Here is a 14,799-nt window from a genome sequence, read left to right as displayed (position 1 = left end):
ACTTCTGGAATCTGCCGTCAACACTTAATTTGTTTTTTCTATCAATGGGGCTGAAAACTGCTAAATCCGCCTTTTTTAGCCTCCCGACAAGGATAATTGAGCAATATATTGCCCAACCTCAAACAGTTAAGCATCATAGCGCCGACGTTTCTCTTAATATGACTTCGGACGAACACTCCCAAATGACCACCTCCCCCCGCAGCCTGGCCTCGACATTGTTCCCTGTCGGCCTGCTGCTGATCGCCATGGCCTCAATCCAGTCCGGCGCCTCACTCGCCAAGAGCATGTTCCCTATCGTCGGCGCACAAGGCACCACGGCACTGCGCCTGATTTTCGCCAGCGTGATCATGCTGCTTCTATTACGTCCATGGCGCGCCAAGTTGACGGCAAAGTCCCTGCGGACGGTGATCGTCTACGGAATGGCATTGGGCGGCATGAACTTCCTCTTCTATATGTCCTTGCGTAGCGTGCCTCTGGGGATTGCGGTCGCCCTGGAATTCACCGGCCCTCTTGTCGTCGCGATCTATGCCTCTCGGCGCGCGGTCGACTTCCTGTGGATTGCCCTGGCGATCATTGGCCTGCTCTTGCTAATCCCCATGGGTGAAGCGAGCAGCGGCATCGACCTGCTGGGAGCGGGCTACGCTCTGGGCGCCGGTGTCTGCTGGGCGCTCTACATTCTGTATGGTCAGAAAGCCGGTAATGACAACGGGGTACAGACCGCCGCCCTCGGCGTAATGATCGCTGCCTTGTTTGTTGCCCCTATCGGCATCGTCCACGCAGGCAGCGCCTTGCTGACGCCCGCCCTGATCCCGGTCGCCATCGGTGTCGCCATTCTGTCCACCGCCCTGCCCTACACCCTGGAAATGGTCGCACTGACGCGCCTCCCTGCCCGCACCTTCGGCACGCTCATGAGCATCGAACCGGCGTTCGGCGCCCTCTCCGGCCTGCTGTTCCTGCACGAACACCTGTCACTCGCACAGTGGCTGGCAATCACCTGCATCATCCTGGCTTCCGTAGGCGCTACCGTGACGATGCGCAGTGAGTCAAAGCCGCTGGTTCCAGCGGATTGAAGGCTGTTTGAATGTAGCTCTGGCATTTGGCGCTCATTTAGGCCATGTTTAAGCCGTAAACGAATGTCATTCATGGAGAATTTCGACAAGGACAGCGCTAACGCTACACCCGAGAGCGAGTAGAGCCAGCCTGCAGCATGACAGGGCGGCTATTAAGGATAGGAATGAAGCGAATTTTGATACTGTTAATGGTCATGGCGATTGCCGGTTGTGCCGCGACCACCAAGACAGAAGTAAAACGTGGCAAAAAAGGGCTGCATATCAACTGTTCCGGCCTGTCTTCTTCCTGGGACCAGTGCTACACCAGTGCAACCAACTCTTGCGGCGCCAAGGGCTATCGGGTTATCGCAAAGTCCGGTGACAATTCCGAAGAGCCTGGGGACTACCCCTTCGGCCTCAACCCTGCCGGCTACACCAGCCGCAGCATGATCGTCATCTGCAAGTAGTCGCTTGAGCAGTCACCCCCTGACTGCTCTCATTAAATTCCAGCTACACATCCAGCCCTTCGCGGCGCTGCGTCTACACTCCTGCTCGACCATCGAGCCAAGGGAGCTCCCATGACGCACAACAAGAAAATCGTATTGGTAGTGGGCGCCGGAGACGCAACGGGTGGCGCCATTGCCAAACGCTTTGCCCGCGAAGGCTACGTGGCGTGTGTCACCCGCCGCAGCGCCGATAAATTGCAGCCGCTGGTAGACAGCATCCACGCGACAGGCGGTGAAGCTCATGGCTTTGCCTGCGATGCACGTAAAGAAGAAGACGTCATTGCGCTGATCGAACAGATCGAAACCGAGCTGGGTCCGATTGAAGCCTTCGTGTTCAACATCGGCGCCAACGTGCCGTGCAGCATCCTGGAAGAAACCGCGCGCAAATATTTCAAGATCTGGGAGATGGCTTGCTTCTCCGGCTTCCTGAATGCCCGCGAAGTGGCCAAACGCATGGTCACGCGCAATCGAGGCACCATTTTGTTCACGGGTGCCACGGCAGGATTGCGCGGCGCGGCAGGGTTTGCCGCCTTCGCCGGCGCCAAACACGGTATCCGGGCGCTCGCGCAAAGCATGGCCAGGGAACTCGGGCCCAGAAACATCCACGTCGCCCATGTGGTGGTCGACGGCGCCATCGACACCGACTTCATTCGCGACAATTTCCCGCAGAAATACGCGCTCAAGGACCAGGACGGCATCCTCAACCCCGAGCATATCGCCGATAACTATTGGTACCTGCACAGCCAGCCACGCGACGCCTGGACGTTTGAACTCGACCTGCGCCCCTGGAGTGAACCCTGGTAAGCACGCCCCCACAATAATAAGCAGCGAGCATCGACCATGAGTAAAACCCTGGAATTCTTCTTTGACCTCGGCAGCCCCGCTACCTACCTGGCCTACACCCAGCTCCCCGCACTATGCGCTTCAACCGGTACGCAGCTGATTTATAAACCCATGTTATTGGGCGGCGTGTTCAAGGCCACGGGCAACGCCTCTCCCATCACCGTGCCCGCCAAAGGTCGCTACATGTTTGATGACCTGGCGCGCTATGCTCGCCGCTACAACGTACCGCTCAAGTTCAACCCGCACTTTCCCATCAACACCCTGCTGTTGATGCGAGCGGTCACCGGCATTCAATTGCGCCACCCCGAGCGCTTCGATGACTTTGTGGATTGCCTGTTCCGCGCCCTCTGGGTGGATGGCCGTCACTTGGGAGACCCTGCCGTTGTTGCTGCAGTGCTTACCGAACACGGTTTTAATCCCGAAGAGGTTCTGGCCTTGACCAACGACGAAGCGGTAAAGGCAGCCCTCAAGGACAACACCGAACAGGCCGTTCAACGTGGTGTGTTCGGTGCGCCCAGCCTATTTGTAGGCAACCAGCTGTTCTTCGGTCAGGACCGTCTGGATTTTGTGCGTGAAGCCCTGACTTAAATCTCAATCGCCAAGCGCCCTTGCGCGCCGCTTGCGAGCACATCGTAGGCGGCGTTCGCACTGTGCAAATTGAATGCACGCCCATCCAGGATCGGCTTGAGCTTACCGGCATCGATCAAGCGCGCTGCCTCGGCAAGAATCTGCCCGTGATGCTCACGCCCCTTACCGGTCAGTAACGGCAGCAAGGTGAACACACCCGAGTAGGTCGCCCCAAGAAACGACAGTGGGGCCAGGCTGTGTTGCCCCCATCCCAGGCAACTCACGACATGACCGTGGTAGGTCTTGGCGGCTCGAAAGGATGCATCCAGCGTTTCGCCGCCGACAGTGTCATACACAATGTCGAAGCCTTCGCCCACGGTGTGCTGCGCGACGTACTCTTCGACCGTCTGCTGCTGATAGTCGATAAACGTCGCACCCAGCCCCTCGATTAATGAGCGATATTTGGCGGATCCCGTGGCATACACCTGCGCTCCGTGGGCAATCGCCAATTGCACTGCGACATGCCCTACACCGCCCGCGCCGCCTTGGATCAGCACTTTGTGCCCGGAGCCTACACGTGCTCGGTCCACCAGACCTTCCCACGCGGTGATCAGCACCAGCGGCAACACCGCCGCTTCACGCATGCTCAAGACCTCGGGTTTTTTCGCCAGCAAACGGGCATCGACGGCTGCATACTCGGCCAACGAGCCCTGTGCACCACCGATTCCGGTCGCCAACCCATAAACGTCATCGCCTACTTGCCAACCACCAACCTCAGGGCCTACTGCTTCTACGGTGCCTGCCAGGTCCATGCCGAGCACAGCCGGTAATGGCTGCCGGGCGTGGACAGCCTGGCCTGCGCGGATTTTCCCGTCCAAAGGGTTAAGACCACTGGCGCTGATTCGGACCAGGACTTGGCCAACGCCTGCTACCGGTTTGGGAATTGTCGTCAGCCGGAACGGCGCATCCACGGCATCCACTATCAAAGCGTGCATATCAGTCATGTTGGCGGTCTCGCGTCATCGAAGAATGAAGTCAATGATCCGCCAGCCGACTCATGCCGATAAGACACCAAACGACTATAGTGCTTATGCTCGATAAGAATGAATGGGAAAACCCGTGGACAAACTCAACGCAATGGCGATTTTCGTTCGAGTGATCGAACGCGGCAGCTTTTCCGCCGTCGCCCGGGAAATGCAAACAACCCAACCCACCATCAGCAAAGTCCTGCGCGCCTTGGAAACCGAACTGGGTGGCAAGCTGATTGCCCGCAGTACACGCCAACTGTCCCTGACCGACGAAGGTCAGCGGTACTACAGCCATTGTCGTGAAATCCTCGCCGCCGTGGACGCCGCCGAACACAGTTTCCAGACCGGAAAAGAGGGGATCGCCGGCCCCTTGCGCGTGGGTTCGTCGGTTAGTTTCGGGCGCCTGCAGATTGCTGCACGCTTGAGCGATTTCCTGCAGAAATACCCTGACGTACAAGTAGACCTGCAACTCAACGATCACCTGCAAGACATGGTCAGCGAAGGCTTGGATGTAACCCTGCGAATCGGTGAACTGCGCGACAGCGGCTTGATCGCCAGGCAGATCGGCACCACCCACCGAGTCACCCTGGCCAGCCCGGCCTACCTGGCCAAACATCCCACACCGAAAACCCCGCAGGATCTCAGCCAGCACAACTGCCTGCTGTTCAACCTGCTCAGCAGCCAGAACCAGTGGGTTTATGAAAAGAATGGCGCGCGACACAGCGTGCGCATCACCGGCAACGCCCAGAGCAACAACTCCGAAGCGGTGCGGGAGATGGTGTTGACAGGGCTTGGCATTGCGCTGTCGCCCCTGTGGTTGTTCCACGACGATTTGAAAGCCGGCCGCGTGATTGCGTTATTGCAGGACTACACCCCGCATCCACTGCCGATCCATGCGGTGTCAGCACCCAATCGCCGCCAGTCGGCCCGGGTCAAGGCATTCGTAGACTATATGGCCGACGCCTTGGCCCAGGCGCCCGAATTGCAGGCAATCAAATAGCCGCAGTGCGCACCTGCAACCATTCAAGTGCGGCACCGTCGAGCAACGGGCTCAGACGCTCACGCACCTCGGCATGGTAAGCGTTGAACCACTCACGCTCGTCTACCGTGAGCAGCGATGGCTCCAGGCAGCGCGTGTCGATCGGGCACAGGGTCAAGGTTTCAAACTTGAGGAACTCGCCGAACTCAGTCTTGCCGGCTTCACGGTTCAGCACCAGGTTCTCAATACGCACGCCCCAGCGTCCCGGACGGTAAGTGCCCGGTTCGATGGAGGTGATCATCCCCGGCTGCATCGCCGTTTGCGGCGCAGTGGCCGCTTGATAGGCAATCACTTGCGGGCCTTCATGCACATTGAGGAAATAGCCTACGCCGTGCCCGGTACCGTGGCCGTAGTCCACGCCCTCAGCCCAGATCGGCGCGCGAGCAATGGCGTCCAGCAGCGGTGACAGGATGCCTTTCGGGAAATGCGCACGGGACAAAGCAATCACGCCCTTGAGCACGCGGGTGCAGTCGCGCTTCTGTTCCTCACTCGGCGTACCGATTGGCACCATCCGCGTGATATCCGTGGTGCCGCCGAGGTACTGGCCGCCCGAATCGATCAGCAGCAGGCCATCACCTTCAATCAGCGCGTGCTCTTCTTCAGTGGCGTGGTAATGCGGCATCGCACCGTTGGCGTTGTAGGCGGCGATGGTGTTGAAACTCAGCGACACATAACCGGGGCGACGGGTGCGCGCAGCGGTCAGGTGTTCGTCGATGGTCAGTTCGGTGATACGTTCGCGACCCAGCGCACTGTCCAGCCAGGCGAAGAATTCGCACAACGCCGCGCCATCCTGCTCCATGGCTTGGCGGATGTGCTCCGCGTCGGCCAGGCTCTTGCGCGACTTGGCAAGTGTCGTTGGGTTGAGGCCTTCGATCAGCTTGACGCCGGCATCGAGGTTTTCCAGCAAGCCAGCGGTAACGCGAGCCGGGTCGACCTGCACACTGGCGCCCGTCGGCACCCTACGCAAGGCATCCGCCACTTCGCTGTAGTCGCGCAGCGTCACGCCATCCTGTTCCAGCACCGCCCGCAACGCGGCATCGACTTTGCTCAGCGCCACGAACAACGTGGCCTGCTCTTGATTGATCAGCGCAAAGGACACAAACACCGGGTTGAACGAAACATCACCGCCACGCAGGTTGAACAGCCAGGCGATGTCGTCCAGGGTCGCGATGAAGTGCCAGTCGGCGCCCTTCTCTTTCAGGGCCGCACGCAGCGAGGCGAGTTTCTCACCACGGCTGACGGTGGCCTGAGGCGGGAGGTGTTGATAGATCGGCTGGTTCGGCAGTGTCGGACGGTCTTTCCAGACTTCATCCAACAGGTCGATATCAGTACGCAGTTGCGCACCACGCTCTGCCAACTTGCCGCCCAAGGTACGCGCCGAGGCCACGGCCATCACTGCACCATCCACCGCGACGACGCCACCTTCCGGCGTCTGCTCGGCCAGCCACTCCAGCGGTCCGGGTTGGCCCGGCTGCAGCTTCACCAATTCGATGCCGCTGCCCTTGAGTTCCTTGGTCGCTTGTTCCCAGTAACGGCTATCGGCCCACACACCGGCGAAATCTGCAGTGACAATCAGCGTCCCCACCGAACCATGAAACCCCGACAACCATTGCCGCCCCTGCCAGTAACCCGGCAGGTACTCGGACAAGTGCGGGTCGGCCGACGGCACCAGCAGGGCGTGAATGCCCTCGCGGTTCATCAGTTCACGGGTGTGCGCCAGGCGCTGGGGAACCGTTCCATGGGTCAAAGGCTGCGTACTCATTGTGTCTCCTGCTAACCACGAATAATTATTATGTGAATCAGACCGCCCAGAACGCCGGTGCGCTGGCCAGGGCTGCCTTGATCAATTGCACTGCCTGGTCGATATCCTGCTCGGTGGTAAACCGGCCGAGGCTCAAGCGAATGGTACGGCCGGCGCTGCGTGCATCATGGCCCAACGCCAGGAGCACGTGGGACGGCGCATTGCTCGCCGAATTGCAGGCCGAGGTCGCGGAAAACGCGATCCCCGCACTTAACGCAGCGGCGTTGAATTCGCCTTCGCCAAACGTGAGGCTCAGGGTGTGTGGAATACGTTGTGTCGCGCTGCCATTGAGGCGCACGCCGGCCACCGATTCCAACTGGTCCAGCAAGCGCTGACGCAAGGCGACGATCACCGCCTTTTCTTCAGTAAAAGACGCCGCCGCCAGGGCAAACGCGGTGCCCATGCCGGCAATCTGATGGGTCGCCAAGGTGCCTGAGCGCAGGCCGCCTTCGTGACCACCGCCGTGAATCTGCGCCAACACCTTCTGCTGCGCCCGTGGGCCGACGTACAACGCGCCGATCCCTTTGGGGCCATACAACTTGTGGGCCGAAAACGACATCAGGTCCACTGGCCACTGCGCTAGATCGATTGCCACCTTGCCCGCGCCCTGCGCCGCATCCACATGCAACAACGCGCCGTGTTCACGCACTCGCGCGCCGATGGCGGGGATATCGTTGAGGGTGCCCAGTTCGTTGTTCACCAGCATCAGCGAGACCAGGAACGTGTCTTCACGCAAGGCTTCGCTGACCGCCTCGGCACTGATCAGTCCATCCGCATCCGGCACCAGGTAGGTCACGGCCACGCCGGCTTCCTGCAGTTGCCGGACGGTATCCAACGTGGCCTTGTGTTCGATCTGGCTGGTGATGATATGCCCACCCGCCACGCCTCGTGCCTGGGCCACGCCCTTGATTGCAAGGTTGTTGGATTCGGTGGCGCCGGAGGTCCAGACGATTTGCTCGGGGTTGGCACCGACCAATTCGGCCACTTGGCGACGCGCCTGCTCGACCGTATGCCTGGCCGCCTGGCCGAACGCATGGGAACTGGACGCGGGATTACCGAAATTGGCATTGAAGCCCAGACACTCGACCATTACCTGGATGACCCGCTCATCCACCGGGGTGGTGGCGGCGTAGTCGAAATACAGCGGACGTTTATTCATGACGTTAAAAACTCGCAGAGCAGGTTCCCGAGAGCAGCGTCTCAGGGGCACGGACCGGGACAGAGGTCGTCAGGTTTAACCGATCGAATGCCATTAAAGAAGGACCACTTTATGTAAATGTGCGTAGGAACGCTCCTGAAATTCAGCTTAACAGGCTGAAGTCGCACCATGGCAAACAAAAAGCCCGAGGTTCCTTAGGGGAATCCTCGGGCTTTTTGCCGTCAGGCGCGGGATCAACTGGGACGACCATGCAGGGTCACGCTGCGTTCGGCGTTCATTTCGCCTTGGCGATCAAAGCCGAAAGGCTTTTGTGGCTGGCCGGTCAGTGCGGCGCGCTGCTGTTGGTATTCATCAAACGACAAACCACGACGGCTCAATGCTTCCAGGGCCAACTGTTTGGTTTCTTCAGCCGTGTAGGGGCGCAATTCTGGCGAAGGATGGGTCGCACATCCGGCGAGGACTGAGCTGACAATCAATAAGGAAACAGCGAGGAATCGGTTCATGGCGGCGGCCCTGCAAAGGAGGTTTCGAGTCAATGAACACAGGCTACTCCCGGCCCCCGCACAGTGAAAAATCACCTGCCTTGATAGTCGCTATCAACCGTTACGGCACCTGCGATAGCGGCACCCGCATATTTCTTTATGATCTATAAATATGGAAATACGGTCATTTACGGAATAAATAAGACCCTCTATAACTGACGCTACATCGCTTCGGCACTGTTGCTCACGCAACTGTTGCCAGCGCAACAGCCAATCAACAAATCACCAGCCAGACAACAGTGACACTTTTCGGCAGCAAGCCTGCAACCCACGCCAATCAAGGCTCGCGCCCGTTGGTATAGCTCTTGCTCACCAGGTTGCACTCCACTGTTGAAAAAGGAACTGTTCATGACCCGTCCCCTGAATGTCGTTGCCCTCTCCGGCGGAACCTGGCGCCCGTCACGCACCCTCGTGCTGACCCAAGCGGTGCTGGCCGAACTGGGCACCTTGCTGCCGATCCAGACCACCCTCATCGAACTGGGCGACATTGCCCGACCGCTGGGGGCGGCGCTGTCCCGTGACGAACTGCCGGCAGACGTCGAATCCCAACTGTTGGCCATCGAACAGGCCGACCTGTTGATCGTCGCCGCGCCGGTCTATCGCGGCTCCTACCCTGGCCTGCTCAAGCACCTGTTCGACCTGATCGGCCTCAACGCCTTGATCAACACGCCGGTGCTGCTTGCCGCCACCGGCGGCAGCGAACGCCACGCGCTGGTGCTCGATCACCAACTGCGGCCGCTGTTCAGCTTTTTCCAGGCATTGACCTTGCCGATTGGTGTGTACGCCACCGAAGCGGACTTCACCGACTACCAAATCACCAGTGAATTATTAAAAGCCCGTATTCAACTGGCGGCAGAACGCGCTGCGCCTTTGTTTGCAGCGCACTCCCCCTCTCTGCTGAAAATCGCTTAAGGATTGGTCATGGATGTTTTCTGGTTTCTACCCACACATGGCGACGGGCATTACCTGGGCACCACCCAAGGTGCGCGACCGGTCACCCTCAATTATCTGAAACAAGTCGCTCAGGCCGCTGACAATCTCGGCTACTACGGCGTGCTGATTCCCACCGGGCGTTCGTGCGAAGACTCCTGGGTCATCGCGTCGGCGCTGGTGCCGCTGACCGAACGCCTGCGTTACCTGGTGGCGATTCGTCCGGGCATCATCTCGCCGACTGTTTCTGCACGCATGGCGGCAACCTTGGATCGCCTGTCCAACGGCCGCTTGCTGATCAACGTGGTGACCGGCGGCGACCCGGATGAAAACCGTGGCGACGGCAGTTTCCTCGACCACAGTGAACGTTACGAAGTCTCCGATGAATTCCTACAGATCTGGCGCCGTGTATTGCAGGGCGAATCGGTAGATTTTGAAGGCAAACACTTGCGCGTGCAGAACGCCAAGGCACTGTACCCACCGGTGCAGAAGCCTTATCCGCCGCTGTACTTTGGCGGATCCTCCGACGCCGCCCACGACCTCGCCGCCGAACAGGTCGATGTGTACCTGACCTGGGGCGAACCGCCGGCCGCCGTCGCAGAAAAACTCGCGGACGTACGTGAACGCGCCGCACGTCACGGGCGCACCGTGAAATTCGGCATTCGCCTGCATGTGATCGTGCGTGAAACCGAAGAGGACGCCTGGAAAGCCGCCGACAAACTGATCGAACACATCAGTGACGAAACCATCGCCGCCGCGCAAAAATCCTTCTCGCGTTTTGACTCCGAAGGTCAGCGGCGCATGGCCGCCCTGCACGACGGGCGCCGCGACAACCTGGAAATCGCCCCCAACCTGTGGGCCGGCGTCGGGCTGGTGCGCGGCGGAGCTGGCACTGCACTGGTGGGCAACCCGCAACAAGTCGCCCAGCGCATCAAGGAATACGCGGATTTGGGGATCGAAAGTTTCATCTTCTCCGGCTACCCGCACCTAGAAGAGGCGTATCGCTTCGCCGAGCTGGTGTTCCCGCTGCTGCCGGAGCCCTACGCCAGCCTGGCCGGACGTGGCGTCACCAACCTCACTGGCCCGTTTGGCGAAATGATTGCCAACGATGTACTGCCAACGACAAAGGCCTGAACCGCTGCTCTTCTGTAGGAGCCGGCTTGCCGGCGATAGCTTCAACTCGATACCAATCAGAACCGAGTCGCCCGCATCGCTGGCAAGCCAGCTCCTACAAGGAAAATAGAGGAAACCCCGTGACAGCCAAACCCCACAGTGTCCTGCCCTCCCCCTTGCAGACCGCCAAACTGCTGGCCGCCGAATTCGCCCTCACCGCCGTCGAGCGCGACGAGCGCGGCGGCACGCCCAAAGCAGAACGTGACGCCCTGCGCCACAGCGGCCTGCTGGCACTGAGCATCCCCACCCAATACGGCGGCCTCGGCGCACGCTGGAGCGAAACCCTGGGCATCGTGCGCGAATTCGCCAAGGTCGACAGTTCCATCGCCCACGTCTTCGGTTTTCACCACTTGATGCTCGCCACCGTGCGCCTGTTTTCGCGCCCGGACCAATGGCAACCCTGGTTCGAACAGACCGCACGCAAAAACTGGTTTTGGGGCAACGCCCTCAACCCGCTGGACACCCGCACGGTGGTCAAGGATTTCAGCGGCTGGCGCGAGTTTTCCGGCAAAAAGAGCTTCTGCTCCGGCGCCAGCGACTCGGAAATGCTGATCGCCTCGGCGGTGGACGAAACCGCTGGCGGCAAGCTGCTGATCGCCGCAATCCCCAGCGGGCGCAGCGGCATCACTTTGCACAATGACTGGAACAATATCGGCCAGCGTCAGACCGACAGCGGCAGCGCCAGCTTCGAACGCGTACGCGTCGAAGAGTCCGAATTGCTGCTCGATCCCGGCCCACTGAGCACGCCCTTTGCCTGCCTGCGCCCGCTGATTGCCCAGTTGACCTTCACGCATATGTTTCTCGGGATTGCCGAAGGCGCCTTCGAAGAAGCCCGCAATTACACCCTGACCGAAACGCGCGCCTGGCATAAGTCCTCGGCTGAAGACGTGCGCCAAGACCCTTACGTGCTGCATCACTACGGTGAGTTCTGGGTCGCCCTGGAAGGTATTCGCCTGCTGGTGGAACGCTCCGCCGAGCTACTCGACCAAGCCTGGGCCAAGGGCCCGAACCTCAGTGAATCCGAGCGCGGCCAATTGGCTATCGCCATCGCAACCGCCAAAGTCGCCGCCACCCGCCAGGGCCTGGACCTGTGCAGCCGGTTGTTCGAAGTCACTGGCGCGCGCTCCACCCACGCCTCGCTGCGTCTGGACCGTCACTGGCGCAACCTGCGCACACAGACCCTGCACGATCCGGTGGACTACAAACTCCACGAACTGGGGGATTGGGCGTTGAACCAATCCCTGCCGATTCCTACGTTCTATTCCTAAGAGAGGTGCCCATGCAGCTGTTGACCCTACCGCCCTCGCCCGCCCTCGCGACGTCGATCCGCGCCACGGCCCAGGTCTTCGAAGACCCGAAATCCCAGGCGTTGCTCGACCATATCCAGCAAGTGGCGCCGAGCGAAGCAAGTGTGCTGATCATCGGTGAGACCGGCACCGGTAAAGAGCTGGTGGCGCGCCATATCCATAACCTCAGCGCGCGGCGCAACCGGCCTTTCGTGGCGGTGAATTGCGGGGCGTTCTCCGAATCCCTGGTGGAAGCCGAGCTGTTCGGCCATGAAAAAGGCGCCTTTACCGGCGCCCTCAGTGCCAAGGCTGGCTGGTTTGAAGAAGCCGACGGCGGCACCTTGTTCCTCGATGAGATCGGCGATCTGCCGATGGCAATCCAAGTGAAGCTGTTGCGCGTCCTACAGGAACGTGAAGTCGTGCGCCTGGGTTCGCGTAAGAGCATTCCGATTGATGTGCGCGTATTGGCCGCGACCAATGTGCAACTGGAAAAAGCCATCAACGCCGGGCACTTCCGTGAAGACCTCTACTACCGCCTTGACGTGGTCAGCCTGGAACTCAGCCCGTTGCGCGAGCGCCCCGGCGATATCCTGCCGCTGACCCGGCACTTCATCGAAGCCTACAGCCAGCGCCTGGGCTACGGCCCGATCACCATCAGCCGCGAGGCGGAGCAAAAGCTCAAGAGCTACAGTTGGCCAGGCAACATCCGCGAGCTGGAGAACGTGATTCACCACACCCTGTTGATCTGCCGTAACGGCGTGATCGAACGGGACGACCTGCGCCTGTCGAATATGCGCATCGAACGTCAGGACGACAGCCCGCACGGCACCGACAACAGCGCCGAAGCCTTGCTCGCGCGCGCCTTCCAGAAGCTCTTCGAAGAACAGGCCGGCGCCCTGCATGAAAAGGTTGAAGATGCCCTGCTACGCGCCGCTTATCGTTTCAGCCATTACAACCAGGTGCACACCGCCAACCTGCTGGGCTTGAGCCGCAACGTCACGCGCACGCGCCTGATCAAGATCGGCGAGCTGGCGGTGAACAAGCGCCGCCCCGGTGAAAACGTACAAGGTGAGCGCATGCTGCATTTATCCATTTAGGCGGCAGTGCAACGCGTTGTCATGGCTGCGCTCGAAACTGCGCAGCACCTGGAACGAACCAAAGGTCACCGCCGTGGCCTGGTGGGCGCGGATCAGCGTCCAGAAATCTTCCTCGCCATGCTCAAAGCACTGAAACGCCGCCTCGCCGTCTTCACGCGAGCGCCATTGCAGGTAGTTGAGCACCCGCCGTCCGTCATCACTGACCTGCACACTGGCATTGATAAAGCCGCCGTGGCCCTGGGCCAGGCGTTCGCTTTGGGTGGTCAAGGCCGCCACCAGGGCGACTTGCTGCTGGGGCTCGATCTGAAATTCAATCAATTGAGTGAAGCTGCGACTTTTCTCTGATACCTGCATGAACACTCCCCTTCCTCTGTAGGCAGAATCTTGCGATTCGATGCCACGCAGGGTAAAACCTCTAGTTAAGTCAAGGTCAAGCGTTGTCTGGGAGTTTTTCATGCTCAACAAGGAACTCACGGTCGGCCAACTGGCCGCTCGCAGCGGTGTGGCGGTCACGGCCCTGCATTTCTATGAAACCAAGGGGTTGATCAAGAGCAATCGCAATGCCGGCAACCAGCGGCGGTATCCACGGGATGTGCTGCGGCGCGTGGTGGTGATCAAGATCGCCCAGCGTTTGGGCATACCACTGGCAACGATTGGCCAGGCGTTGCAGGCCTTGCCGGATGGCCGTACGCCCACCGCGCAGGATTGGGAGCGTTTGTCCGCACTGTGGCGGGAAGACCTGGATGAGCGCGTCAATAAACTGATGCTGTTGCGGGACAAGCTCAATGGCTGTATTGGGTGCGGGTGCCTGTCGATGGAGGCGTGCCCGTTGCGTAATCAGGATGATCAACTGGGTGAGCGTGGGCCGGGGGCTCAATTGCTGGAACCCACCCCAACCGCATGACCTGCAAACCCAATCATTGTAGGAGCCCGGCTTGCCGGCGATGGCGGTCATGAGGACGCTATCGCCGGCAAGCCGGGCTCCTACAGGAATGTGTGTTTAATTCTTAGAACCCAGGGGCAATCTGGCCTTTGTAACGGGTCAGGATGAACTGGCGCACTTCATCGGAATTCAACGCCTTGGCCAGTTTTTGGATACGGGGGTCGTTGATGTTATCCGGCCGCGCTACCAGGTACTCGACGTACAGCGACTTGCCCTTCTCCACGATCAACGCGCTGTTGGTATCGATCCCCGCTTCCAGGGCGTAGTTGGCAAACACAAACGCCAAATCCACCTGGCTCACCGAACGGGCCAGCAAGGCGCCTTCCAGTTCGCGAATCTTCAAGTGCTTGGGGTTTTCCGCGATATCGCGCGGCGTGCTCAGGGTGTTGCTCGGGTCTTTGAGCTTGATCAGGCCCGCCTCATCCAGCAGCACCAGGGCGCGGCCCGTGTTGACCGGGTCGTTGGGGATCGACACCGTGGCGCCGTCCTTCAGATCCGCGATGTTTTTGATCTTGGTCGAATAAGCACCAAAGGGTTCGATATGCACGCCCACCACCGGCACCAAGTCGGTGTGACGGGTTTTGTTGTAATCATCGAGGAACGGGCGGTATTGGTAATAGTTGGCGTCGATGTTCTTCAGCGACAGTTGTTGATTGGGCTGGATGAAGTCGGTGAAGACTTTGATCTGCAAGTCCACGCCCTCCTTGGCCAGCACCGGTTTGACGAACTCGAGGATTTCCGCATGGGGCACTGGGGTCGCACCGACCACCAGCTTTTCATTGGCAACGGCATTCAACGACAGGACAGCGGCCAAAATGGCCAGGGACTTTTTCATA

Annotated in this window: 16 protein-coding genes; 10 read left to right on the top strand and 6 right to left on the bottom strand. The window is 59.9% G+C overall.

Going from position 1 to position 14,799, the window contains the following annotated elements; all coding sequences use genetic code 11:
* Positions 1–182: 182 nt before the first annotated feature.
* From rhtA to HX868_RS04410, 4 genes are all read left to right on the top strand, one after another.
* Positions 183–1,070, top strand: a complete 888-nt coding sequence (gene rhtA, locus HX868_RS04425; protein ID WP_177002038.1) for a threonine/homoserine exporter RhtA — start codon at positions 183–185, stop codon at positions 1,068–1,070.
* A gap of 164 nt (positions 1,071–1,234) precedes the next feature.
* Entirely contained in the window at positions 1,235–1,516 is a 282-nt protein-coding gene (locus HX868_RS04420; protein ID WP_016980214.1) for a hypothetical protein, read from the top strand.
* A gap of 111 nt (positions 1,517–1,627) precedes the next feature.
* Positions 1,628–2,359, top strand: a complete 732-nt coding sequence (locus HX868_RS04415; RefSeq protein ID WP_016980215.1) for an SDR family oxidoreductase — start codon at positions 1,628–1,630, stop codon at positions 2,357–2,359.
* A gap of 36 nt (positions 2,360–2,395) precedes the next feature.
* The gene (locus HX868_RS04410; RefSeq protein ID WP_177002037.1) at positions 2,396–2,986 is read left to right on the top strand and encodes a 2-hydroxychromene-2-carboxylate isomerase; all 591 of its coding nucleotides are present in this window, start codon (positions 2,396–2,398) and stop codon (positions 2,984–2,986) included.
* Here the strand turns inward: HX868_RS04410 and HX868_RS04405 are convergent.
* Positions 2,983–3,969 carry a zinc-dependent alcohol dehydrogenase family protein gene (locus HX868_RS04405; protein ID WP_177002036.1) on the bottom strand — a complete coding sequence of 329 codons (987 nt, stop codon included), beginning with the start codon at positions 3,967–3,969 and terminating at the stop codon, positions 2,983–2,985. The genes HX868_RS04410 and HX868_RS04405 overlap by 4 nt on opposite strands.
* Positions 3,970–4,084: 115 nt before the next feature.
* Here HX868_RS04405 and HX868_RS04400 point away from each other — a divergent pair, with 115 nt between their 5' ends.
* Positions 4,085–4,993, top strand: coding sequence for a LysR substrate-binding domain-containing protein (locus tag HX868_RS04400; protein ID WP_177002035.1), 909 nt, complete (start codon positions 4,085–4,087; stop codon positions 4,991–4,993).
* Here HX868_RS04400 and HX868_RS04395 read toward each other — a convergent pair.
* From HX868_RS04395 to HX868_RS04385, 3 genes are all read right to left on the bottom strand, one after another.
* Positions 4,986–6,794, bottom strand: coding sequence for an aminopeptidase P family protein (locus HX868_RS04395; protein WP_177002034.1), 1,809 nt, complete (start codon positions 6,792–6,794; stop codon positions 4,986–4,988). The genes HX868_RS04400 and HX868_RS04395 overlap by 8 nt on opposite strands.
* Positions 6,795–6,831: 37 nt before the next feature.
* The gene (locus tag HX868_RS04390; protein ID WP_177002033.1) at positions 6,832–7,992 is read right to left on the bottom strand and encodes a cysteine desulfurase family protein; all 1,161 of its coding nucleotides are present in this window, start codon (positions 7,990–7,992) and stop codon (positions 6,832–6,834) included.
* A 233-nt stretch (positions 7,993–8,225) separates the two neighbouring features.
* Positions 8,226–8,495, bottom strand: a complete 270-nt coding sequence (locus tag HX868_RS04385; protein WP_028615811.1) for a hypothetical protein — start codon at positions 8,493–8,495, stop codon at positions 8,226–8,228.
* A 387-nt stretch (positions 8,496–8,882) separates the two neighbouring features.
* Between HX868_RS04385 and msuE the strand changes: the two genes are divergently transcribed.
* The 4 genes from msuE (at position 8,883) to HX868_RS04365 (ending at position 13,020) form a co-directional block, all read left to right on the top strand.
* Positions 8,883–9,446 (top strand): FMN reductase, encoded by a 564-nt coding sequence (gene msuE, locus HX868_RS04380; protein ID WP_177002032.1) that lies wholly within the window; start codon positions 8,883–8,885, stop codon positions 9,444–9,446.
* Between the two features lie 9 nt (positions 9,447–9,455).
* Positions 9,456–10,598, top strand: a complete 1,143-nt coding sequence (ssuD, locus tag HX868_RS04375; protein WP_177002031.1) for an FMNH2-dependent alkanesulfonate monooxygenase — start codon at positions 9,456–9,458, stop codon at positions 10,596–10,598.
* A gap of 119 nt (positions 10,599–10,717) precedes the next feature.
* The gene (locus tag HX868_RS04370) at positions 10,718–11,905 is read left to right on the top strand and encodes an acyl-CoA dehydrogenase family protein (RefSeq protein WP_177002030.1); all 1,188 of its coding nucleotides are present in this window, start codon (positions 10,718–10,720) and stop codon (positions 11,903–11,905) included.
* An 11-nt stretch (positions 11,906–11,916) separates the two neighbouring features.
* Positions 11,917–13,020: a sigma-54 interaction domain-containing protein gene (locus HX868_RS04365; protein ID WP_033900291.1), complete on the top strand. Its 1,104-nt coding sequence runs from the start codon at positions 11,917–11,919 to the stop codon at positions 13,018–13,020.
* Here HX868_RS04365 and HX868_RS04360 read toward each other — a convergent pair.
* Positions 13,009–13,374 carry an antibiotic biosynthesis monooxygenase gene (locus HX868_RS04360; RefSeq protein ID WP_177002029.1) on the bottom strand — a complete coding sequence of 122 codons (366 nt, stop codon included), beginning with the start codon at positions 13,372–13,374 and terminating at the stop codon, positions 13,009–13,011. The genes HX868_RS04365 and HX868_RS04360 overlap by 12 nt on opposite strands.
* Before the next feature lie 100 nt (positions 13,375–13,474).
* Between HX868_RS04360 and soxR the strand changes: the two genes are divergently transcribed.
* Complete coding sequence (soxR, locus tag HX868_RS04355; RefSeq protein ID WP_177002028.1) at positions 13,475–13,924, top strand: redox-sensitive transcriptional activator SoxR; 450 nt, start codon at positions 13,475–13,477, stop codon at positions 13,922–13,924.
* A gap of 103 nt (positions 13,925–14,027) precedes the next feature.
* On the opposite strand, the gene HX868_RS04350 is transcribed toward soxR, so the two are convergent.
* Positions 14,028–14,798 (bottom strand): MetQ/NlpA family ABC transporter substrate-binding protein, encoded by a 771-nt coding sequence (locus tag HX868_RS04350; protein ID WP_177002027.1) that lies wholly within the window; start codon positions 14,796–14,798, stop codon positions 14,028–14,030.
* Position 14,799 lies beyond the last annotated feature (1 nt).

The organism is Pseudomonas reactans (genome assembly GCF_013385825.1).
Classification (GTDB): domain Bacteria; phylum Pseudomonadota; class Gammaproteobacteria; order Pseudomonadales; family Pseudomonadaceae; genus Aquipseudomonas; species Aquipseudomonas reactans.
This window is presented reverse-complemented; position numbering and strand designations above follow the sequence as displayed.

What these genes read in the sequence shown, in the direction of transcription:
- rhtA (WP_177002038.1), top strand. Translation starts at nt 183, where the DNA reads ATGACCACCTCCCCCCGCAGCCTGGCCTCGACATTGTTCCCTGTCGGC.
- HX868_RS04420 (WP_016980214.1), top strand. Translation starts at nt 1,235, where the DNA reads ATGAAGCGAATTTTGATACTGTTAATGGTCATGGCGATTGCCGGTTGT.
- HX868_RS04415 (WP_016980215.1), top strand. Translation starts at nt 1,628, where the DNA reads ATGACGCACAACAAGAAAATCGTATTGGTAGTGGGCGCCGGAGACGCA.
- HX868_RS04410 (WP_177002037.1), top strand. Translation starts at nt 2,396, where the DNA reads ATGAGTAAAACCCTGGAATTCTTCTTTGACCTCGGCAGCCCCGCTACC.
- HX868_RS04405 (WP_177002036.1), bottom strand. Translation starts at nt 3,969, where the DNA reads ATGACTGATATGCACGCTTTGATAGTGGATGCCGTGGATGCGCCGTTC.
- HX868_RS04395 (WP_177002034.1), bottom strand. Translation starts at nt 6,794, where the DNA reads ATGAGTACGCAGCCTTTGACCCATGGAACGGTTCCCCAGCGCCTGGCG.
- HX868_RS04390 (WP_177002033.1), bottom strand. Translation starts at nt 7,992, where the DNA reads ATGAATAAACGTCCGCTGTATTTCGACTACGCCGCCACCACCCCGGTG.
- HX868_RS04385 (WP_028615811.1), bottom strand. Translation starts at nt 8,495, where the DNA reads ATGAACCGATTCCTCGCTGTTTCCTTATTGATTGTCAGCTCAGTCCTC.
- msuE (WP_177002032.1), top strand. Translation starts at nt 8,883, where the DNA reads ATGACCCGTCCCCTGAATGTCGTTGCCCTCTCCGGCGGAACCTGGCGC.
- ssuD (WP_177002031.1), top strand. Translation starts at nt 9,456, where the DNA reads ATGGATGTTTTCTGGTTTCTACCCACACATGGCGACGGGCATTACCTG.
- HX868_RS04365 (WP_033900291.1), top strand. Translation starts at nt 11,917, where the DNA reads ATGCAGCTGTTGACCCTACCGCCCTCGCCCGCCCTCGCGACGTCGATC.
- HX868_RS04360 (WP_177002029.1), bottom strand. Translation starts at nt 13,374, where the DNA reads ATGCAGGTATCAGAGAAAAGTCGCAGCTTCACTCAATTGATTGAATTT.
- soxR (WP_177002028.1), top strand. Translation starts at nt 13,475, where the DNA reads ATGCTCAACAAGGAACTCACGGTCGGCCAACTGGCCGCTCGCAGCGGT.
- HX868_RS04350 (WP_177002027.1), bottom strand. Translation starts at nt 14,798, where the DNA reads ATGAAAAAGTCCCTGGCCATTTTGGCCGCTGTCCTGTCGTTGAATGCC.